The sequence below is a fragment of the Runella aurantiaca genome (assembly GCF_003339505.1).
In the GTDB taxonomy this organism is placed as follows: domain Bacteria; phylum Bacteroidota; class Bacteroidia; order Cytophagales; family Spirosomataceae; genus Runella; species Runella aurantiaca.
Genome location: NZ_QPIW01000002.1, coordinates 292,314 through 315,383 on the forward strand (window position 1 = coordinate 292,314; position 23,070 = coordinate 315,383).

Sequence of the window (23,070 nt, forward strand, 5' to 3'; positions counted from 1 at the left end):
TATTTTCAATGAAAAAGCTATCTATAATTCTTTTGTTTGGCCTGATTGCTTTTCAGGGAATTGGCCAAACGAACAGTTCAAAACAGCAGCGTTTGCAATGGTGGCAAGAGGCGAAAATGGGCCTGTTCATCCACTGGGGGCCTGTTTCGTTGATTGGGAAAGAAATTAGTTGGTCGCGCAATGGCTACGGCAAAAGCAAGTACGATTCGTTGTATTTGAGATTTAACCCCAAGCAATTCAACGCCAAAGAATGGGTTAAGTTGGCCAAAGCAGGAGGAATGAAGTACTTGGTTTTGACTTCAAAACACCACGATGGTTTTTGCCTATTTGATACCAAAACCACGCCTTACAACATCATGAATAGCCCTTTTGGGCGGGATGTTTGCAAAGAGCTTGCTCAAGCTGCCCACGAAGCAGGGATGCCCATTGGCTGGTATTTTTCGGTAGCTGACTGGAAAGACCCCGATTGTCGCAACCCCAAAACGAATGATATTTTTGCCGATCGAGTGGAGCAGCAAGTACGTGAATTGTTGACCAACTATGGCAAAATCAGTTTGTTATGGATAGATTATGAAGGCTCACCAAGCCCGATTCATCCCAAAAGAGTGTTTGATCTGGCGCGTACTTTGCAGCCTGAAATCATCATCAACAATCGGCTCGAACCCTTCAATCCCGACGAATCGCACGCAAGGGTAGGGGCTTATGCCGACTATGCTACACCCGAAGGTTTTGTGGCTGGCTACGGTGCCGTGCCTTGGGAAACCTGCACCAACATGGGGCATCAGTGGGCGTGGCGATTCAACGATACGCCGCGAAGTTTGAAAGAATCGCTGCATACGTTGCTGCGTTGTGTGGGTGGAAACGGCAATCTTTTGTTCAACATCGGGCCCGACAGTTCGGGTGTTTTTCCACCCAATTTTGTGGCCCGTGCCACCGAGATGGGCAATTGGCTGAACAAAAACGCGGAAGCCGTTTACGAAACGAAAGGGGGAATTTATACCCCCTCAAAAGACTACGTCAGCTCATACCGAGGCAATACACTGTATTTGCATTTGTTGAACAATACAGGCGATGAAATCAAGCTCCCGCCTATGGCTGCTAAGGTAAAAAAAGCGTCTTTGTTGAATGGAAACGCTATTTCGTTTACGCAAACCAAGGCAGATGTTACCTTGAAAATACCCCAAAATGGGCGCGACTCCATCGCCACCATTGTAACGATTACGCTGGATAAACCCGCCTCTAAACTTGGCCAAATTATTCCTTTTACCACCACTAATTCATTGGCTTACGGCAAAAAAGCGACGGCTTCGAGCTCGATGGGGGCTTTTTTGCACGACCCTACGGCGGCTTTTGATGACAACCCCGCTACCCACTGGAAAATGGGCCGGCGTACTGATGTGGATTTTGAGCGCTATTACGGGCAGGATGTTCATTATCAATCAGAAAAAGCGTTTGATTTATTTCAAAACAAGGGTTGGATTGAAGTTGATTTGGGAACACTGCAAACCATCAAACAGCTTAAAGTGAGCGAAGCGGTTTATCAAAAGTCTCAAATTAAACGCTTTGAAATTCAGTACGAAAGAGACGGACAATGGCTGACGGTGGCGCAGGATGAAAAAATGGGCAATTGGAGCAAAGATATCAGCCCGGTGGTGGCGCAAAAGTTTCGGTTGGTGATTTTAGATTCTCACGGTTTTGCCGGAATTCGGGAGTTCCAGTTGTTTTAATCGTGGAGCATTGAAAGCAATATTATAAAGCCGGTTAATGATCAAATTGTTGATCCGTTTCGCAGCGCTTTTACCAAGTTGGTAAAAGCGCTGCGATTTTTTGTTATGGGGTATGTTTAAATTATAAAATTGTACTATTCCTGTATTTTTAATTATTCCTATGTTTTATATATAAAAATAATAGAACAAATAGAAATTGTAAAAGGAAATCACTTCTGCAAGTTATCGTTGCTATCGTTACCAGTTTCGGGAAAGTTCCCGATAGTTTTTGTGGGTAAAATTCAATTTTTTCTGTTGATTATTTAAAAACTGCCCCTACTTTCCCTCAAAATTCTGTTGGAAGCATCTTTAAAGGCTTTTACAATGCGGATTTCCAAACCCTCGATAATTGTATATTTTTTATTTTAAACCTCTAATCTAATGCTGGGAAAATTACGAGTATGGATACTGGCGTTTGGTCTCATGACCAACGCGTATGCCCAAGATCTGAACATAAGGGGTAAGATCACCGATGGTGCCGGAGCTTCTCTGCCGGGCGTTAATGTTACCGTGAAAGGCACACAAAAGGGCGCAGTTTCAGACGGTGACGGCAACTACCAACTCAACGGTGTGCCGTCGAAAGCAACGTTGGTCTTTTCGTTTATTGGGTATTTAAAGCAGGAAATTGATATTAATAACCGCAGCGTTATTGATGTGTCGCTCCAAGCCGATGTCAAGGCGCTCAATGAAGTGGTGGTAGTGGGATATGGAACCCAGCGAAAAATTGAAACAACGGGTTCTATCGCTTCAGTGAAAGCCTCTGATTTGGTCCAAACGCCCGTAGCCAACGTAGCGCAGGGCTTGCAGGCGCGGGTATCGGGGATTCAGATCAACCAAAACTCGGGCGCTCCCGGCGGAAACGTCAGCGTTCGGATTCGGGGAACGAACTCCATCAACGGAGCTTCGGAACCATTGTATGTGGTAGACGGAATTCAGATTTCCAACGGCGGCGGTATCAACGATGTCAGCCCGCTTTCGACCATCAACCCCAACGATATTGAAAGTGTAGAAGTCTTGAAAGATGCTTCTGCGTCAGCGATTTACGGCGCAAGAGCTGCCAACGGCGTGGTGTTGATTACGACCAAACGCGGTCGCAGCGGTGGCACGCGGGTGACATTCGACAGTTACTATGGTACCCAAAAAGTATCCAAAACGCTACCCACGCTCAACGCCGCTGAATTTGCCCAATTGGAAAACGAAGTGTTTAAAAACAGCTATTACAAAGACCCGGCTTCCTTGGGCGAAGGTGTCAACTGGCAAAATATCATTTTCCGTCAGGCTCCGATTCAAAATCATCAATTGTCCATCAACGGCGGCAACGACAAAACCCAATTGGCAATGTCGGCCAACTACTTCAATCAGGATGGTATCATTATCAATTCCAATTTTAAACGCTATTCGTACCGCCTGAATTTGGACCACAAGATCAGCAACCGCGTAAAAGTGGGAACCAGTATTTTGGGCAGTTATTCGGTCAACTCAGGCGTACAAACCGGCTCAGCAAGCCAAGGCGATGCCGATGTGGTGACGGGTAGTATTTTGGGGGCGGCCATCGGCGCACCGCCGAATTTGAAACCCTACCGCCCCGACGGCAGTGTATTTCCGTTCGGCGAGCAGGAAGACGGCCGCTACCGCGAGGTAACCAATCCGTTGGGAATCGCTTCGGTGCTCAACCAAACGGCTTTAAAACGGACATTGGTAAACCTCTACGGCGAAGCCACTATTTTGAAAGGCTTAACCTATCGTGCTTCGTTCAATGCTGATTTACAGAACAATATCGCTGATCGGTATTCGCCTCGCTCCATAATCAGCGTCAAAGATTTGAATGATAATTCGGGTTCGGGCTCTAAGTCCAATTCCAACTTTTTGGGCCTTTTGCACGAAAGCATTTTGACCTATTCTCAAACCATTGCCGAAACGCACAGCCTGAAATTTACAGGCGTATTTGCCTCACAGGCGGAATTTGCCAACGCAAACTCCATTGGTGCGTCGGGCTTCCCCAACGATGCTACCCAGAACGAAGCACTTCAATTAGCCCTCAACCGCACCGTTAGCAGTAGCCGAAGCAAACAGCGTTTGGATTCATACATGGGACGGGTTAATTATGGTTACAAAGACAAATATTTTCTGGATTTGACCGCTCGGGTCGATGGTTCGAGCCGCTTCGGAGCCAACAATAAATACGGCTTTTTCCCTGCGGTTTCGGCGGCATGGCGCTTGATTGAAGAACCATTTTTGAAAAATGTTTCGTGGTTGTCTGACCTTAAATTGCGGGCGAGCTACGGAATCACGGGAAATGCCGGCGGTATTTCACCGTACCAGTCTTTGAGTACAGTAGCGGCAACGGGAAGCGACTATATTTTTAACAATGCGTACGTAACGGGTATCAACCCGACGGGCATTGCCAACCCAGATTTGCGTTGGGAAAAATCAACCCAAACCAACATTGGTCTGGACGTGAGCTTACTCAATAACCGCTTTAGCCTGATTGTGGATGTGTATGATAAAGTAACCAAAGACTTGTTGTATATCAAGACTTTACCGCTTTCTTCGGGTTATGGCAGCATTACCGGAAACTACGCTTCATTGGAGAACAAAGGAATCGAATTTGCCGCCAATGCCCGTATTTTAGACGGCCCGTTAAAATGGAACGTTTCGGCTAACCTGACCCGCAATCGTAACAAAGTGCTTGATTTGGATGGCGGAACCACGCAGGAGCGTTTTATTACGAGCTATACCATTTTGAAAGTAGGCGAACCGTTGGGTTTGATAAAATCGTACATTTTTGACGGAATCAACCAAACCGGTGAGGCTATTTTACCGGGCTACGACGGTCGTTTGGGCGGTCATAAAATCAAAGACCTCAATGGTGACGGCACCATTACCTCGGCCGACCAAACGATTACGGGAAATCCCAATCCTAATTTCATCTTCGGGTTTTCGACCAATGTTTCTTACAAAGGCTTCGATTTGAGTGCATTTCTTTCGGGTTCGCAGGGCAATGATATTTACAACCTAAGCCGCCTGTCATTTGAGAACCCACTCGGACAACGTAATTTGTTGAAAGGTGTAGTGAATCGTTGGACACCGACCAACCCGAGCAATCAGTACGTAAGCCCCGCACAGGGCGGACGTTTGCCGGTGAGTAATTATTACGTAGAAGACGGCTCATACATTCGCTGCAAAAACATTACGCTTGGATACACGCTTCCAGCCATTAAAGGCGTACAGAATATCCGGGTGTATGTTTCAGGAAACAACCTATTTACCGTCACCAACTACAGCGGATTTGACCCTGAGGTAAACACCTTTGCGGGTTCAAATACCGTCATTGGGGTAGATAACTTTGTGTATCCGCAGGCGCGCTCCTTCTTGGGCGGTATTCAGGTAACGTTTTAAGCTAAAACCCTTCAAAGAAAATTAAGATGAAAAGATATAATAAACTCATTGGCTTGTGCTCGGCGCTGTTGGTGCTTACAACAAGTTGTGATTTGGAAGAAACGATTTACTCTTCCATCTATACTGAAGCTTTTTATAAAACGGCCGCTGATGCCGAAAAAGGACTCGTGGCCGTGTATGACCCTCTCGGTGATATGGGCGCGGGTCCGGCGCTGACGATTGTGTCGGATTTTAGCGCTGACCAGTGTTATCCACGGGCAGTGGTGGGGCGCAATACGCTGACTCTCTTTGCCTACGATGCCAATTATACCACACAGCGCACCGCGGGTCGCACCAATGAATCTCCTCAACAAATCTGGGCTTCGAGCTACGATGGTATCGAAAAAGCCAACTGGATCATTGAAAAAGTACCCGCGGCCATCATGGATGAAACGCGCAAAAAGCAAATCATCGGGGAAGCGTATTTTATGCGGGCGTTTTATCATTGGACGCTCACCAAAAACTTTGGGGATGTGCCTGTTAAAACAAAACCAAGTACTTCCGAAGCTGAAGCTATGATTGGAAAAAGCCTCAAAGCAGATGTTTATAAGCAGATTTACAGTGATTTAGATATGGCGTTGGCGGCAGGTTTGCTGTCTTATCCCGCCATTGAGAAGGGCCGCCCTTCCAAAGAAGTGGTAAATGCTTTGTACGCCAAAGCGGCTTTGTACAACGAAGATTGGCAAAAAGCCCTGCAAAAAGCGCAGGAAGTCATCAGTTCGGGTAAATATTCGCTCATGCCGGATGTACGCGATGTGTATCGTTACGATAAAGAAGATGCGGCTCGTGTCGAAAATATGTGGGCGTTTGAAGTGGCTCCGGTCTCGCCCGGGCGTGGGCACCAATTGACTGGCCTTTGCGGCCCTCCCGGCAACGCCGGTGTCGATTATGCTCGCACGTCGTTTGGATCAATGTTTGCGTACCAAACCTTTTTCGATTCATTTGACCCCGCCGATAAACGTCGTCAACTGTTGGATACGACCTACGTTAACAGAAGCGGAGCCGTTGTGCCTCAACGCAGTATTACGCCCATTACCACGCAAGGTGTATTGATAAAAAAATACCAAGATCCTAATACGATTGTGGGTCAAATTCCCAATATTCCCATTTTCCGCTTGCCAGATATGTACCTGATCGCGGCCGAAGCCGAAGCTCGTTTAAACGGAGCTACTGCTGTTGCTTATGGTTTTGTAAATGCCATTCGGAAGCGGGCAGGGTTACCGGATCTTAAAGCAGGACTTAGTAAAGATGCCTTTATTGATGCCGTGTTGCAGGAACGTTCGTGGGAGTTTTTTGCCGAGGGTGACCGTTGGTATGATTTGACGCGGACGGGCAAATTTGTCACTGAAGTGCCGAAAGCAGTCAACAACGTCTATCCAACGCGCACGCCTACGGCCAAAAATAAGTATTTTCCGATTCCGCTCGACGAAATCAATGCCAATCCTAAGTTGGAACAAAACCCTGATTGGAAGTAAAATAATAACGTCGGCGAGGTTTGGAATGGGAGCGCCCAGCTCTCGCCGACGTTAGCAAACTGATTGGAAGCAATTGTGCAGAAACCTAAACACATAAAATATTGCCTTTCGTTTCCTGCGCTTTTAAAGAAAGCCTGCTGGAATATTGGTACTCTGTGTTTCTTTTTGTTGGTAACAACTACCGCTTTTGCCCAAACCCCAACGAAGACGAAAGAGTATACGGTGACCATCAACGATACCACCGAATACACCTTGCAATTGGCGTTGGATGAGGCCGGGCAGTCGCTGTATTACTTCAGCAACCTGTTTACGCCGGTATGTCTGACGGGCGAATGCAAACCGGTATACATTAACTTTTACTGGGATTTACTGGGCAACTATACCCGTTTCGATTTTCCGAAAGGCGCGGTGTTGACCCGCATGGATCACAAGCCGTTTAAGCCCGAAGATTACGAAAAGTTACAGGATATTTTGGCCAATACGCACTCGTTGCTGAAAGATGTTTCGATGGAAGACTTGGTCGGAAAAGGCACGGAAAACCTGGCCGATTCCGTCGATGCCAAGGCGGGTGCCACGCTCAAAACCGTCAAAAATGAAGTGATTGACGGAGCGGTGTATACCTGCTATACGCTCTGGCACATCGCCCACGGAAAGGTAGTGACGGAGATGAACCGAATTACTGAATTCTTTAAAACGGACGCACTATTGCACCGATTTCTGAACGATAATAATCATTACTACCAGTATTGGGCAATGGAACGGGTAATGAATGCGGAGGGTACGGTTTTGGCTGATTTTCAATCGGATATACAACAAGTTATTCGAGGAAAAAACATCTTTACCGCCCGCTTTGCGTTGCAAAAAGTCAATAAGGCATTTTTTGCCGACAAGGCGCGACAGCAATGGTTATGGGAAACATACCAATCGGCAGGGTATCCGTTGCAGCTTGTTATTCTGAAAAAGATGGCGACGTTGTCGCTCACGAATTGGATGACGGAACAGGCGGCCCAACAGTTAGCGACCATAAATAGGGAGCAGTCCATTCTGTTGTTGAAAGCGCTGGAGGCTCAACCAAAACTGTCGGAACAAACGCTGCTGACGCTGGCCGGTCAGCTGACCAATGAAAACTGTGCCGCAGAGGTCTATCGGCTGTTGGAAGCACAACGGCCCAAAAACCGAGCGGTACAACAAAAAATGACTCATTATAAACAAACATTCCACCCAAACGACAAATAACATGAAACCGCTGCTCCGAACGCTCCTTTTACTGTTTATATCGCTGAAATTATCGGCACAGGATCACGTTTTTCTGGAAACGGAGTCCTTTACCGATAAAGGTGGCTGGGTCATTGACCAACAATCGTTTGTGGTCATGGGCTCTTCGTACCTCATGGCCCACGGCATGGGCCGTCCGGTGAAAGATGCCGCCACAACCGTTCCCTTTCCCAAAAAAGGAAAATACCGGGTTTGGGTGCGCACCAAAGATTGGGCACCGTTTCCGAAAGGACCGGGCAAATTTCAGGTCGTATTGAATGGAAAACCGCTCAACCAAGTCTTTGGTGAAAGCGGTTCAGACGTGTGGAAATGGTATCCCGGCGGTGAAATTGACGTCCAAAACGAGCAAATGAGCGTGGCATTGCACGATTTGACGGGTTTCAACGGTCGCTGCGACGCGATTCTTTTTACGAATTCAGCTACGTTTAGTCCTCCTGAAAAACTCGACGCCATGACTGCTTTTCGTAAGCAGCAATTGAAACTGGCCGATACACCTACTGAAGCCAATAACTTTGATTTAGTAGTTATTGGTGGTGGAATTGCCGGAACCTGTGCGGCCATCTCAGCTTCACGTATGGGCCTTAAAGTGGCGCTGATTCAAGACCGCCCGGTACTGGGAGGAAACAACAGTTCAGAAATTCGGGTGCATTTGATGGGCGATGTGGACAAAAATCATTACCCAAAACTCGGCCGCATTGTGCGGGAAATGGACAACGGTGACCCCGGAAACGGAAACCCGGACGCCAAAGAATACGGCGATGCCCGCAAAACGGCCATTGTGAAAGGAGAGCGTAATATCTCGCTGTTTTTGAATACCCATGTGTATAAAGTGGAAAAAAGCGGGGATAAAATTGTAGCGGTTGTTGGCCGTGATATTGCCACCAATAAAGAAACCCGCTTTACGGGCACGTTCTTTTCCGATTGCACCGGCGACGGAACCATCGGCGATTTGGCGGGTGCTGAGTTCAGAATGGGCCGTGAAAGCAAAGCCGAAACAGGCGAATCGTTGGCCGCCGACAAAGCTGATAATTTTACTTTAGGAACCTCCAACCTTTGGGCTTCGCTAGAGCGCGACACCGTGTCGTCGTTTCCCGAAACCCCTTGGGCAATACAGTTTTCCGACGAATACCACATCGATGATTCTAAAGCCGACTGGCAGTGGGAAACTGGTTTTGGTAATTTCAACACCATTACTGATGCCGAAAAAATACGTGACCATAACCTGCGCGCCATCTTCGGCAACTGGTCGTACCTGAAAAAGAACAAACCCGCCAAATACGCCAAGCGCGAACTGGCGTGGGTGGCCTACATCGGTGGCAAGCGCGAATCGCGCCGGTTGATGGGCGACCACGTGCTGAACCAAATGGATATTCAGGAAGGCAAACAATATCCGGATGGTACCGTAACCGCTACTTGGACCATTGACCTCCATTTTCCCGACGAGCGCAACAAAAAATATTTTGAAGGGCAGGAGTTTTTTGCCGGCACAAAGCACATTAAAGTAGCTCCTTATACGATTCCGTACCGTTGTTTGTATTCCAAAAACATCAGTAATCTGTTCATGGCAGGGCGAAACATCAGCACCACGCACGTTGCCTTTGGCAGTACGCGGGTGATGCGTACCTGTGGCATGATGGGCGAAGTGGTGGGCTTTGCCGCTTACCTGACCAAAAAATACAACACCTCACCCCGGGGAGTGTACCAGGAGTATCTGCCCGAATTGATGGCGATCATTAAAGACGAAACGCTACCGGGCAAGCCCTAAAACATAGATAAAGCTGCTGAACTCATTGGAAAGTGGCTCGCAAAAACTTTCCAAGTTTACAATAGAGAATCAGTTCTAAACTTGGGAAGTTTCAGTATAAATTACCACATATGAAAGCGCCGTTCCTCCTTTTACTTGTCTTCATTCCTGCTTTTGGGCAGGGGCAGGTGGGTGCGTCTTCGGGGGAGCAGATGATGAGTCTGACGGGAGAGGCACAGGGGACAACCTATCATATCAAATACCGCGACGAACGAAAACGTTCGTTTCAAAAAGAAATGGATTCGTTGCTGGCCGACATTGACAAATCCCTGTCAATCTATCGACCCGACTCCGAGATTTCGCAGTTCAATCGCTCGATGAGTCATCGGTTCATGTCGCCGCATTTTTATGCCGTACTTAAAAAATCAGCAGAGGTATTTCGAGATACAAAAGGGGCGTTTGACCCAACCGTGTTGCCGTTGGTGGAAGCCTACGGGTTCGGGCCGACAAAACGACCGAAAGGAGCGTTTGTAAATGTGGATTCGCTGTTGCAGTATGTTGGTTTTCAGTATATAAGCTTTGATTCGGTTTCGGTGGTAAAACAAAAAGCAAACATTCGATTAGACTTTAATTCCATCGCGCAGGGCTATAGTGTGGACCAAGTGGCGGCCTTGTTGGAAGCACAAAATATTCATCAGTATATGGTGGAAATTGGCGGAGAAGTTCGAACAAAAGGCCAAAAAAACGACGGGCAGCCGTGGGCCATCGGCATCGAAAACCCGCTGCATCCTGCCAAATTGCAAACAAAGTTGACGCTCACTAACCGAGCCATGACTACGGCGGGTAATTACCGAAATCGGTACGAGGCCAACGGGCAGGTATTCAGTCACATTATTAACCCCAAAACGGGCGAAATGGAGCAAAGTTCTCTCCTCAGCGTCACCGTTTTTGCGGAAGATGCCATTACCGCCGATGGCTACGATACTGCTTTTTTTGTGATGGGATTGGAAGCAGTAAAACAGTTTTTAATTACCCGAAAAGATATGGATGTGTATATCCTTTATAGTGATGATGCCGGCCGTTTGAAAACATTCTCAACCAACGGTTTAAAGAATTTGTAATCAATCAGCCGATGAGTCTGGTTGTACTAAATGATAATTCAATGCGCGTATTTTTTATTTTACTCACTTGCTGTATAACGTCATTCGCTCAACAGGAAAAAGTGCCGGTGCTGGTCAACCAAGCCGGCTATAATCTGGGCGAATCCAAACGCTTTGTGTGCGTGGGGGCAAAAGACGGGGCTAAGTTTAAGATTATTAATAACACGACGAATCAACTCGTATTTGAAGGTGAAATCCTTAATCAGGAAGGCTGGTTTACGCGCTTCAATCCTGTCTCTAAAGATGAGTTTCGGGTGGAAGTAGACGGAGTTGGGACTTCTGTTCCCTTTTGGATTGCCGACCATTTGCTTGAAAAAATAGCGTCAAAACTGGGCTATCAATTCTTTATTGATGTACGAGGTTCCGAAGACCCCATCAATGCCAATTTGCCCAAAGTCTACGGCGGCGGGCCTTCGCGGGATGGCGGGGCGTATGGGTTGGAAACCATTTTTGAATGCCTGCAATACGCGTCCAATCCTGCCCTTTATGACCGTTGGAAAACCGAATTTGGTGACAAGAACGTACCTGATTTGATAGAATTGATCCTTTGGCATGCCGAGTTTGCCTACGCTCACGTGGCCTACCAAGGCCCTGTGGCCAATCGTCACGGTTCACTCGGCTACGAAGGACAGCCTCGGATGCAGTACGATTATTGGAATTTGTTGGACCAACTTTCGGTGGTATGTGCGGCCTACCATGATTTTTTGAAGCCGTATTTGCCCCGCGAAAAATACCTAAAATACCGCCAAGTGTGTAATGAAAAATGGATGGTCTATGACCGTCATAAAGTGGTGCGCTACTGGACGTACAGCACTAAATGGGTGGATGCCGGTTTTCAGGAATTCAACGAAATGGGCAATGCCTACGGGCAGTCGGTTTTCAGCAATTTATTCATGTATTTGTGCGAAAAAAATGAGCCCGACGGCAAGCCCCAACAATACCTAAAATGGGCGCAGGAAAGTGCCGCAGATATTATCCAACATTGGGATTTTAATAATCCCCGCCATATGTGGTGGATTCGGAATGCCGAGCACATTACGCCGCAGGCGTTGGCGTATTTTCTGTTGGTCTTGCCCGAACACGCGCCCAAAGGAACCAAAGAAAAATTAAGCGCCTGGGCTACGCACATGCACCAAAAGACCAATAATTTTTGGAAATACCGCGTCCATAGCGAAACGGAGTGGGCGCATCCCAAAACCAAAGAATTGGGCGGAGCACCTGCGTTGGGCGGTTCGATGTTTGCCGTAGCCTATTTGTTAAATGATACCCGACTGCGTGATCTAGGCTGGGCGCAGGTAGATTTTGTATTTGGTGTCAATCCCGTAGGAGCACATTTGAGCAACAAAAGCAAAGACCGCCTCGACATCGGCGGCTATTGGGAAGGTGTGGAGCATGGTTGGCCCGCCGCGCACCCCAACGGTTATGGAATGTTGGGTAAAGTGCGCGGCACACTCGACGGTTCACCGTTGGACAAAGATTTTCAGAAAACAAAAACGGCAACAACGGGTGGCAACGAAAGTCAGGATTTGATTGGAAAAGATGCCTATGCCACCGAAGGCTGGTGCGTATCCAACCGAGGCTGGCAGGCGACGCTGACGTTCTCCACACTCGGCAGTCAACAGGTGAAAATTTTGAGTCGGGATGGAAAAGAACTCAAACAGGCCAAAGCCGGCGAAACGGTTGTTATTGAATTAAAAGCCGCTCTGAATATGGATTGGAATCAGGTGGAGAAAGGGCAAGTCTTCTTGGCGGTTAATGGAAAACCGACCTCTGCCTTAGAAGTAATCGAAACGGGAGAAAATACGGGTATTTTTCGGGCATCGTATACCATTCCTGCGGTATCTCGTTCGCTGCAAGTAGCGTACGGAGCGATGGGATTTGCCCAGAAAGCGGAAGTAATTGTAAAATAATATAGTAGCCTCGAAATGGTCTGCCGCGCAAAGGCAAAAACATTTGTAAAAAGATGAATTTTTTGCCGTTGCCTGTGTCCCACAGGTGACAATTGTCTCATAAAGAATTAACACGTAATGAAAGAAGCAATGTCCAGACTAAGACACAACCTATTCATACTGACCCTTTTGATAGGGTGGAGCAACAGTTGGGCGCAAAAACCTTTGGTGTTGGAAAGTCCGTCCGTAAAAATGCGGTGGGAAAACAGCGCGCAGGGTTGGCAGCTCAAAGCCCTATCGGTCAAAAAAGGTCAAACTTGGACGAATCTAAAAACGCCTTCGGGCGAAAATACGTTGCTCTATGCCGCCGAAAAACCCTCGGATAAACCCGAGCAAATCGTTAAAAGCATTACGGGCGAAGAGTTTCCCGGCCCAAAATATCATTACCAAACCAAATGGTGGGCCGAAAGCATCAGCCCTGTTTCGTTGAATACGGCAGGAAAAGCGTTTCACTTTTTTGCGAAAAACGGCCAACAAACGGCCGCAAATAAGCTGACTTTTAATCACGAAACGGAGAACGCCAAAGTGACGACCGAGTGGGGTTTTGATTCTAAATTCCCCACTGATATTATCGTTAAACAAACCCTAACGCCTAAAACAGCCGGCTACTTTTCATTGGCTACTCCCACAATTGCGCCTGTCAGTGAAGCAGATATGGCTTGGGCGTCGGTGCCCGGCTATTTTCAGGGAAATTATATGCAACCCAATTTTGCCTTGGCTTACGCTTATGGACATGGCGTTCCTGCCCTGCCTGCCGTCTATCGGGAGCGCTCGGCGAGCACGTTAAGTCCGTTGGTTACGACCAAAAGCGGCATTACGATTTCGGTCATTCCTGACCCCGTGCTGTGCCGCGACCCGTGGGAAAAAGACCAAAACACGCACCAAAACTGGAACGTTGGGCTGTCGCACAAAAACCGCAGATCGCAGCTTTCGCCCACGCTCTATTATCCTGTGTTGGGTGAGCCCAAATCTGCGCTGAAAGCGGGTGAGGTGATAACGTATTCGTTTCGTTATAGTCTGATCGACGGCGATTGGTTCAAGGCCATCAACCATGCCGCGTACAATATTTATCAACTCAAAGAAGCCCTCTCGCTGCGTCAAAGCAAGCAATCACTGACTGACCGCATCCAAAAAATGCACCATTACCTGACCGACCCCAAAACGTCGCTTTGGAATATTGAGGAGTACAAAGGCTTGAAAATAGGGGCGCAGTCGTATCTGGGCGGTGTGGTCGGTTCTAACAAAGACGCCATGAAAAATTCTGATTATGGTGCGATGTGGATGTTGGCTAAGGCTACCAACGACAGTTTATTGATAAAAAATGTCTTGCCTTACGCGCTGAATTTCAAGTTTACGCAGCAAATCTCCGACGAAGGTTTTTTCAAAGGTGCCTTGGCGGGTCAATATTATTTGGCCAAATCAAAACGCTTTACCGAAGAGTGGGGCGAGGTGGTGGAACCTATTGCTGTGACGTATTATACGATGTTGGACATTGGTAATATTTTACTCTTTGAACCCAACAATCAACCCCTCAAAGAGCGGTTGCGGGCGGGAGCGGAATGGTTGTTGAAAAACCAAAAAGCCAACGGAAGTTGGGCTGTCGCCTACGACCGCAAAACCGAGCAGGAAGCCTTCAAAGATATTCAGGACGTGCGTCCAACGTTTTACGGTTTGCTGGTGGCGTATCGTATTCTCAAAGACCCCAAATACTTGATTGCTGCCCGAAAAGGAGCCGATTGGTTTGTGAAAAATGCGGTGGAAACGGGCGGTTTTTTGGGTGTCTGCGGGGATGCCCGTTATGCGCCCGATTTTGCCACGGCGCAGTCGGCGCAGGCGCTGCTGGATTTGTACGATTTGACCAATGATTCAAGGTACAAAAACGCCGCCATTACGGCCGCCAAGGTTTATACCGCCTCCATTTATACGCATCCTATTCCGAACCACAGCCTCAAAACCGTCAACGGGACGCAACGTGAAGATTGGGAAATTTCGCAGGCGGGTTTGAGTTTTGAACACGGTGGTATTTTTGGTTCTTCCAACACCCACGGACCGATTCAACTGGCTAGTCATGCGGGGCTGTTTATTCGGATGCATCAACTGACGAAAGAGCCCATTTTTGCCGATATGGCGCGGTCGGTGGCGTGGGGACGTGATGCCTTTGTGGACGCCAAAACGAGCGTGGCTTCGTATTATTGGAACGCCATGAATCGCGGGGCCGGGCCGTATCCGCACCATGCGTGGTGGCAAGTTGGTTGGCTTACCGATTACCTGATGGCCGAAGCCGAACTGCGTTCCAATGGGCAGGTGAAGTTTCCGCGCGGATTTGTGACGCCCAAAGTGGGACCGCACCAAAGCTACGGTTTTGCCTCCGGGACGATCAATGGTGAAAAAGTCAATCTTATTGTGAATGAGGAAATAGTAAAAGTGGACAACCCAACGATTGATTACATTTTGGCAGAATCAGAAAAGAAGGATAGACTCTTTGTAGTATTGCTCAATAATCGCGCGCAAGCTGCTGATTTTCAGGTGACTGTGAAAGGAAAGCTAATGGAAAAACAGCTTCTGGCCGTTGGTTTTGAGGTGATAACGATTGAGAAATGAGCAGAAAAATGTTATTTTTTTCTGCCCGGCAAAGGTGTTTTTTTTAACAACTCATTGGCCTGTTCCAATTTAGGTGCAGTCGCAATTTTAAGAGTTTGGTGGATTTTTCCCCATTCTTTATCGTCAAGAGTTGGCTTGGTTGTTTTCATAAAGCTTAAATTTTATGGGATTGCTTTTGAATAATTCCATTTAGTCCAATGCTTTCAAATAGGTAAATTTAATAGAGTAAGCAGATCAGAAATGAGCCTCAACAACCTAAAGGGCGAGTAAACTATTTCCGCTTTAACACAGACAAGTCTGTTTTAGTCAAGATTTCGTTAGCCTTTGCCAGTTTATCAGAAAATGGAATCTTTCCATCTTTTGATTTAAGAGCAGTCATCGCTCTTTTTTCAATTTTGGAAATGGTCTTGACTTTCATAGAAGGAGAATTTTAAAATAAAGTTAAAGAATTATTTTTCCACTCGTCAGGATTAGTAATGGCAGCAGCAACCGTCCTGACGCTGTCTGATTGGGAGTAAGTATATATTTTTTACAAAACTAAGTAAAACCGTTTTGAACTCAACCATTGATACCGCCGTCATCTTCATCTTCTCGGCCTTTGTGCTGGCCATTGGGATGATGTTTGCCCGAACGGGGCGAAACCTTAAATCCTTTTTTGCAGGAGGCGAGGCCGTGCCCTGGTTCATTGGCGGATTGTCGCTTTTTATGTCTTTTTTCTCGGCCGGAACCTTCGTGGCGTGGGGTTCTATTGCGTATAAACACGGTTGGGTAGCCGTGACGATTCAATGGACCATGTGTCTTGGAGCTATTGTGACGGGGCTGTTTTTGGCACCGCGTTGGCGGGCGACGGGCAATCTGACGGCGGCGGAATTTATCCGTGAACGCCTTGGCGAACGCGTTCAGAAAACCTATATCGGCATTTTTACGCTGGTTTCGGTTTTTATCAAAGGCTCGGTATTGTATCCCGTTGCCAAACTGGTGAGTATTTCACTGGGGTTCCCGTTGGTCGAATCGACCATTGTGTTGGGACTGTTTATGATTGCCTACACCGCCGTGGGTGGGTTGTGGGCCGTGATGGTCACCGATATTCTACAATTCGTCATTCTGACGGCGGCGGTGTTTATTCTGCTGCCGCTTTCTTTGGATAAAGTCGGTGGTTTTGACAAGTTTACGCAATCCGTTCCCGACGATTTTTTTAACTTACTTCACGGAGAATATACCTTGGGTTTTGTGATGGCTTTTGTGTTGTATCACATTGCCTACATTGGCGGCAACTGGACCTTTGTACAACGCTACACCAGCGTCGACAGCACCAAATCGGCTCGGAAAGTGGCCTTTCTTTTTGCGGCTTTGTACCTCGTCAGTCCCATGATTTGGATGCTGCCGCCCATGATCTATCGTGCGCTCAATCCCGGTTTGGTGGGTTTGGATACCGAAAATGCCTACCTGCTGATTTGTAAAGCTGTATTGCCGCCGGGCTTGTTGGGACTGATGCTCACGGGCATGTATTTCTCCACGTCGGCCAGCGCCAATACCACGCTCAATGTCGTTTCTGCGGTTTTTACCAATGACATTTATAAAGGATTCATTAATCCGCAAGCATCTGATAAACAGTTGATTAAAATAGCCCGCCTTTCGTCTTGGGGTTTTGGTTTGGGCATGATCGTTATTGCTTTATTAGTCCCGGCAGCGGGTGGAATTGTGGAAGTGGTGTTGAGTATTTCGGCGATTTCGGGTGGGCCGTTGTTAGCACCGCCGCTTTGGGCGCTGTTCTCCAAACGAATCAACGGGAAGACTACTTTTTTGATTACTGTGATTGGTTTAACGGTCAATTTGTTCTTTAAAGTATTGTCGCCGTGGTTATTGGATTTCAAATTGAGTCGGGCGTTAGAAACCATCATTGGCATCGGTTTGCCTTTGGTGTTGTTGCTTGCTTATGAATTATACGCCCGTTCCAAAGGGCTGATTTCTGAAGAATATGAACAATACTTAGCCACCAAAGCCACGCGCAAAGCCGCTAAATTGGCCGAAACAGAAGAAGAAGCCATCGAAATCAAACGTCAAAACCGTTTCGGAATGCGGGTCATTGCCGGTGCCTTGGTTTTTGTCGCGGTTATGTTGTTGGGATTGAGTGCTTTTGCCACATCGGGAGGCATGGTAACGGCAGGAATTGCGGTCGTGATTCTTTTGGGAGCAATTATTCCGTGGTACGCCGCGCAAAAAATAGACCTATCGAAGCAAAGTGCTGTATCTGTGGACATAAAATAGAATTTCCCTGAATTGAATTGCTCCGCCCTGAATTGCTCCGCCCTGAATTGCTCCGCCCTTTAGGGCGGTGAAAGAAGAAAATAAACTGTAAAGAGTAGGCTTTAGCCCTGACAATCAATTAAAAAACCTCTATGAAATTAAGTGCTTTATTCTTTCTTGTTTCTATTACTGCTTTTGGACAATACACCCTTCGGCAGTCGGAGGCTATTCCGCTGCACGGACAGTGGTCGTTTGCCATGGATACCCGCGAAGTGGGTGCGGCAAGAGGTTGGTATAAAGATAGTTACAATGTGAACGGTTTGGACAAAGTAACCGTACCCCATTGCTTTTCGGTTGACCCGCGTTATCAATTTTATACGGGAACGGTGTGGTATCGGAAGTCATTCCCTTGGCAACCTCAGGCGGGAAAGCGGGTCATTTTACATTTTGACGCAGCTTATTATAAATCGGAAGTTTGGCTCAACAACCAAAAAGTAGGCACGCACGAAGGCGGCTATACGCCTTTCGATTTTGATATTACCGACTTCCTGAAATCAGGTGATAACGTTTTGGCTATTTCTATTAACAACGATACGTGGCAAACCGGCTCCATTCCGGGCGCGAAAGACAATGGAAATGCCAACGACCCATTTCCGGGTTGGATCAACTACGGAGGTCTGATTCGGCCTGTGTATTTGACCACGGAATCGGAAGTCTATTTGGAAAATCTGAAAGTGGAAGCTATGCCTGATTTGGCCAAAGGCACAGCCCATGTGCGCCTCAAAGCCCGCGTTCGCAATGCATCGAAACAGGATGTTACGCCCAAATTGACAACGGTGATTTCATTGGAAAATCAACCCTTAAAATTGATTTGGAAAACATCTTCATCGTCTATTGCCGCCGGACAAACGGCGATTTTGGAAGCAGAAGCTTCGCTGAAGACAACCGAAGTGAAATTATGGAATCTCGACGAACCTACCTTATATCAACTTCAGGCTTCTATCAACGGTGATACGCTGTCGACGAATTTCGGCATTCGGAAAGTGGAAGTACAGAATGCACAATTGTTACTCAATGGTCAACCGATTCGTTTGGCGGGCGGAAATCGAGTCGTTGATTATCCCGGATTAGGCTCTCTTGAGCCGGATTGGTTGGTCGAGAAAGACTTTCGACTAATGAAAGAAGCGGGAATGGAATTTCACCGCCTGACCCACTATACTCCGAGTGAGACTTTTTACGATTTAGCCGACCGCTACGGAATGCTCATCATTACCGAGCCGGGAAACTGGCAACTTACGCCTGCCCAAATGGACAATGACACCATTCGCCGCAAATTTCAGCAGCAGTTTCGGGAAATGATGGAGCGCGACTGGAATCACCCGAGCGTGATTGCGTACAGTGTGGGCAATGAGTATTTGTCTGAGACCCCATCGGGTCAACGTTGGACCAAAGACATGATGATTTATGGACGTAGTCTTGACCCTACACGTTTGTACACCTTTGCGTCCATGCGCCTCAATATCTTGCCCGCGAAACCCGAAGACGAAGCAACCCAATACTGTGATTTTGTTTCCACCAACACCTACGGAAATCACGCCAAAGTATTTGACCATATTCACGCGCTGTATCCAGATAAACCTATTTTGATCAGCGAGTGGGGAACCCGCGCCGATAATGCGGCAGGCGAAGTGGGTCAAGTGTCTCATTTAGAAAGTGTAATAGCTGAAATTAGAAAGCGACCTTACATTGTCGGCGCTTCGTGGTGGTCGTATAATGATTACCAAAGTAGGCACGTAGGAACGGCCGCCAATGGCTATCGGCCGTGGGGATTGGTGGGACCCGAACGTAATCAACGACCATTGTATGCCGCCCATCGCCGCGAAATGTCGCCTGTTACACTCGAAAAAGTAAGCTATCAGGCAGGTGGTCAGGGGCAACATCAATTGGTGATTCGAGTAAAAGCCCGGAATGATTTTCCTGCGTATGCCATTAAAAAATACGTGCTTAAAACCGACGGAAATACGGTCGTAATTCCTGATTTACAGCCTGGTCAAAGCATGGAAATCAAGGTTCCTGTACGTGGGTTTGAGAAAAATATAACATTGGAAATACTGAAACCTACAGGCTTTTCGGTGGTTACCGAAACGTTTGAATTGAAATAAGCAGACTTTCCAAGTCTTTGAGACGGGCTGCTCAAGCGGGGGCGCCCAGACTTGGAAAGTCTAAACAGCAATTTGAATTGAAATAAGCAGACTTTCCAAGTCTTTGAGATGGGGCTGCCTAAGCGGGGGCGCCCAGACTTGGAAAGTCTAAACAGCATAAAGAATACGATTAATACGAATTTTTGAAAGAAATTGGGATGATTAAAGCAGAAGCAACAGGCAAAAGATTGCCTAAAAGTGTCACATTAACCGCTGATTTAGCAGTGGTAGGAGGCGGCTTGGCAGGATTGTGCGGAGCCATTACAGCGGCCCGGGGAGGGATAAAAGTGGTGCTCGTTACCGACCGCCCCGTGTTGGGAGGAAACTCATCAAGCGAAGTACGATTATGGGTGTTGGGAGCTACCTCGCACATGGGTAACAATAACCGTTGGGCGCGGGAAGGGGGCGTGATTGATGAGTTATTGGTCGAAAATATGTACCGAAACCCTGACAGCAATCCGCTAATCTTTGATACCATTTTGCTCGAAAAAGTTGTTTCTGAGCCCAATATTACGCTGCTGCTCAATACATCGGTTTATGATTTGGATAAATCTTCGCCCGATACCATCTCAAAAGTCTACGCTTTCTGCTCCCAAAATTCCACCCAATATGAGCTTGTCGCCCCGCTTTTTTGTGATGCGTCGGGGGATGGGATTTTAGGATTTTTGTCGGGGGCTGCTTTTCGGATGGGCGCGGAATCGAAGGAGGAGTTTGGGGAGAAATTTGCGCCATCCAAAGAGTACGGCGAATTGTTGGGACACAGCCTTTATTTTTACTCTAAAGATGTTGGCAAACCCATCAACTTTGTGCCGCCGAGTTTTGCGCATGATGTCACCCAAAAAGTACCTAAATTCCGCTCGTTCAACACGCAGGAGTTTGGCTGCAAACTCTGGTGGATCGAGTACGGCGGGCGTTTGGATACCGTTCACGAGACCGAAACCATTAAGTGGGAATTGTGGAAAGTAGTCTATGGAGTATGGAATTACATCAAAAACTCGGGCAATTTTCCCGAAGCGGCAAACCTTACTCTGGAGTGGGTGGGGCATATTCCCGGCAAACGCGAGAGTCGACGATTTGAAGGTGATTATATGCTGATCCAGCAGGATATTGTGGAGCAACGTGCTCATTATGATGATGTTGCCTTTGGTGGTTGGTCTATTGATCTGCATCCGTCAGATGGTGTTTTTTCGGAAATCGGTCAATCCAGTTGTAATCAGTGGCACAGCAAAGGCTTGTACGGAATTCCGTACCGGTGCTTTTATTCCAAAAATATCAATAACCTGTTCATTGCGGGGCGTATCATTTCGGCGAGCCACGTGGCGTTTGGTTCGTCGCGGGTAATGGCCACAAGCGCCCACGGCGGACAGGTGGTGGGCATGGCGGCGAAAGTATGCATTGAAAAAGGACTGCTGCCGCGTCAACTCTCAGAGAAGCAGCACATTACGTATCTCCAGCAGGAATTGCTTAAAACGGGGCAGCATATTCCTGCCCTGCGTTTACAGGATGCCCAAGATTTGGTTCAAAAAGCCACTGTTTCGGCGAGCAGTGAGTTAGCTTTAGAAGAATTACTGCCTTCAGGAGAGCCGCAACGATTGGCGTTTTCGGTCGCGCAGATGCTGCCGATAGCCAACCTCGCCGACGTTAAATTTAAAACCATCCTTCACCCCTACGCCGATGAACCCACCGAGCTGGAAATAGAACTGCGGATTTCGAGTAAGGCCACTAACCATACGCCAGATATTATCCTTGAAAAACGGACTATTTCGCTGCAAAAGGGCCGTAATTGCGTGCATTTGGAGTTTGATATTGTTGATGCACTGACGGGAAATCAAGACTTAGAAAGTTTGGGGTATGCTTTTCTGGTGATTCAAAAAAATGAAAAAGTAAGAATTCACTATTCAGACCAACGTATCACGGGTATTTTGTCGGTATTCAACACGATCAATGAAGCGGTTTCCAACTATGGCAAACAAGAACCCGTTGAAGATATTGGCGTAGATACTTTTGAATTTTGGTGTCCGCAACGCCGTCCGGCGGGAAAAAATTTGGCGCTGAAAGTTGAACCAGCATTTTCTGCTTTTCAAGCAGAAAATATACGCAACGGACTCCAACGACCCACCGGCCAACCCAATGCCTGGGTGGCGGATTATACCGATAAAAATCCTTCTTTGCTTTTAGAATGGGCTGAAAAACAGCATATTTCAGAAATCGTTTTGCATTTTGATACGGATTTTGATCATCCCATGGAAACCGTATTGATGGCACACCCTGAAAATGAAATGCCGTTTTGCGTAAAAAATGTGCGGATTTTGAACGATAAAAACGAAGTGGTTGCCCAAATTAAAAACAATCACCAAAGTCAGCGGACGATTGTATTGGAGCACGCCATCGTGACCCAATCGCTTACCATCGAGGTAGAGCATCCTTCGGTCAATGTTCCAGCGGCGTTGATGGAGGTTCGTTGTTATTAGGTATTAGGCATGTATTTTTAAATTTTTTGCATAATTTCATAAACAACTTTAAATTTTTAGAGGTTTGATAGCAAGTGCTTGACTTAATGGGATATAACATATATATTGGTCTTCCATTCAGCCAAAATAACCTCCCTTGTGAAGAAACCTCTATTTGTTTTCGCCCTTATTTTTAGTTCGTTTTCGTTGATTTTTGCCCAGAAAGTTCAAATTGAAACCTCGATGGGTAAGATTGTCGTTGAACTTTACGCCGATAAAGCCCCGATTACGGTGGCTAATTTTCTGCGCTATGTGGATGAAAAACGCTACGACGGAGGTAAGTTTTACCGCGTCGTACGTATGGATAATCAGTCTACCAGCCCCGTCAAAATTGAAGTAATCCAAGGAGGACTTCAAAGTGATTCTACTAAAATGCTGCCGCCCATCCCGCAGGAAACAACCAACAAAACGGGTATTCTGCACGTGGATGGAGCTATTTCGATGGCGCGTGGGAAGCCCGAAAGCGGAGCTTCCGAATTTTTTATTTGCATTAATGCCCAGCCTGAACTTGACTTTGGAGGTAAGCGAAACCCCGATGGTCAGGGGTTTGCTGCTTTTGGAAAGGTAGTGAAAGGTATGAAGGTGGTTCGCAAAATTCAGAAGGGAGAAACGGGCCAACCTGGACCGACCAACGCTTTCTCTAATCCCATGCAATTACTGAAAAATCCCGTCGTAATTACCGCTGTGCGGCGCGTAAAATAGAC

At 47.1% G+C, this 23,070-nt stretch carries 14 protein-coding genes; 12 read left to right on the forward strand and 2 right to left on the reverse strand.

What is annotated here, in order from left to right:
- Nucleotides 1-8 precede the first annotated feature (8 nt).
- The 8 genes from DVG78_RS04410 to DVG78_RS04445 all read left to right on the forward strand — a co-directional run bounded on the left by DVG78_RS04410 (nucleotide 9) and on the right by DVG78_RS04445 (nucleotide 15,408).
- On the forward strand, nucleotides 9-1,727 hold the full coding sequence (locus DVG78_RS04410) for an alpha-L-fucosidase (RefSeq protein WP_114459843.1): 1,719 nt from the start codon (nucleotides 9-11) through the stop codon (nucleotides 1,725-1,727).
- Between the two features lie 420 nt (nucleotides 1,728-2,147).
- Nucleotides 2,148-5,165 carry a SusC/RagA family TonB-linked outer membrane protein gene (locus DVG78_RS04415; RefSeq protein ID WP_114459844.1) on the forward strand — a complete coding sequence of 1,006 codons (3,018 nt, stop codon included), beginning with the start codon at nucleotides 2,148-2,150 and terminating at the stop codon, nucleotides 5,163-5,165.
- A gap of 26 nt (nucleotides 5,166-5,191) precedes the next feature.
- Nucleotides 5,192-6,679, forward strand: a complete 1,488-nt coding sequence (locus tag DVG78_RS04420) for a RagB/SusD family nutrient uptake outer membrane protein (RefSeq protein WP_114459845.1) — start codon at nucleotides 5,192-5,194, stop codon at nucleotides 6,677-6,679.
- Nucleotides 6,680-6,754: 75 nt separating this feature from the next.
- Nucleotides 6,755-7,915, forward strand: coding sequence for a hypothetical protein (locus tag DVG78_RS04425; protein ID WP_199563192.1), 1,161 nt, complete (start codon nucleotides 6,755-6,757; stop codon nucleotides 7,913-7,915).
- A 1-nt stretch (nucleotide 7,916) separates the two neighbouring features.
- The gene (locus DVG78_RS04430) at nucleotides 7,917-9,719 is read left to right on the forward strand and encodes an FAD-dependent oxidoreductase (RefSeq protein WP_114459846.1); all 1,803 of its coding nucleotides are present in this window, start codon (nucleotides 7,917-7,919) and stop codon (nucleotides 9,717-9,719) included.
- A 110-nt stretch (nucleotides 9,720-9,829) separates the two neighbouring features.
- Nucleotides 9,830-10,819, forward strand: a complete 990-nt coding sequence (locus tag DVG78_RS04435; protein ID WP_114459847.1) for an FAD:protein FMN transferase — start codon at nucleotides 9,830-9,832, stop codon at nucleotides 10,817-10,819.
- A 41-nt stretch (nucleotides 10,820-10,860) separates the two neighbouring features.
- Nucleotides 10,861-12,768, forward strand: a complete 1,908-nt coding sequence (locus DVG78_RS04440; protein ID WP_114460042.1) for a cellulase N-terminal Ig-like domain-containing protein — start codon at nucleotides 10,861-10,863, stop codon at nucleotides 12,766-12,768.
- A gap of 129 nt (nucleotides 12,769-12,897) precedes the next feature.
- Complete coding sequence (locus DVG78_RS04445) at nucleotides 12,898-15,408, forward strand: glycoside hydrolase family protein (protein WP_114460043.1); 2,511 nt, start codon at nucleotides 12,898-12,900, stop codon at nucleotides 15,406-15,408.
- A gap of 11 nt (nucleotides 15,409-15,419) precedes the next feature.
- Here DVG78_RS04445 and DVG78_RS30000 read toward each other — a convergent pair whose 3' ends face one another.
- Nucleotides 15,420-15,557 carry a hypothetical protein gene (locus DVG78_RS30000; RefSeq protein WP_158549964.1) on the reverse strand — a complete coding sequence of 46 codons (138 nt, stop codon included), beginning with the start codon at nucleotides 15,555-15,557 and terminating at the stop codon, nucleotides 15,420-15,422.
- Nucleotides 15,558-15,679: 122 nt separating this feature from the next.
- Entirely contained in the window at nucleotides 15,680-15,826 is a 147-nt protein-coding gene (locus tag DVG78_RS30005) for a hypothetical protein (RefSeq protein ID WP_158549965.1), read from the reverse strand.
- 134 nt (nucleotides 15,827-15,960) lie between these two features.
- On the opposite strand from DVG78_RS30005, the gene DVG78_RS04450 reads away from it, so the two are divergent.
- From DVG78_RS04450 to DVG78_RS04465, 4 genes are all read left to right on the forward strand, one after another.
- A complete protein-coding gene (locus tag DVG78_RS04450; RefSeq protein WP_114459848.1) occupies nucleotides 15,961-17,676 on the forward strand; it encodes a sodium:solute symporter family protein in 1,716 nt (571 codons plus the stop codon).
- A 131-nt stretch (nucleotides 17,677-17,807) separates the two neighbouring features.
- Nucleotides 17,808-19,817: a glycoside hydrolase family 2 protein gene (locus tag DVG78_RS04455; RefSeq protein ID WP_114459849.1), complete on the forward strand. Its 2,010-nt coding sequence runs from the start codon at nucleotides 17,808-17,810 to the stop codon at nucleotides 19,815-19,817.
- Nucleotides 19,818-20,014: 197 nt separating this feature from the next.
- A complete protein-coding gene (locus tag DVG78_RS04460) occupies nucleotides 20,015-22,327 on the forward strand; it encodes an FAD-dependent oxidoreductase (protein ID WP_114459850.1) in 2,313 nt (770 codons plus the stop codon).
- A gap of 138 nt (nucleotides 22,328-22,465) precedes the next feature.
- Nucleotides 22,466-23,068: a peptidylprolyl isomerase gene (locus tag DVG78_RS04465; RefSeq protein ID WP_229598131.1), complete on the forward strand. Its 603-nt coding sequence runs from the start codon at nucleotides 22,466-22,468 to the stop codon at nucleotides 23,066-23,068.
- The last annotated feature ends 2 nt before the right edge of the window (nucleotides 23,069-23,070 follow it).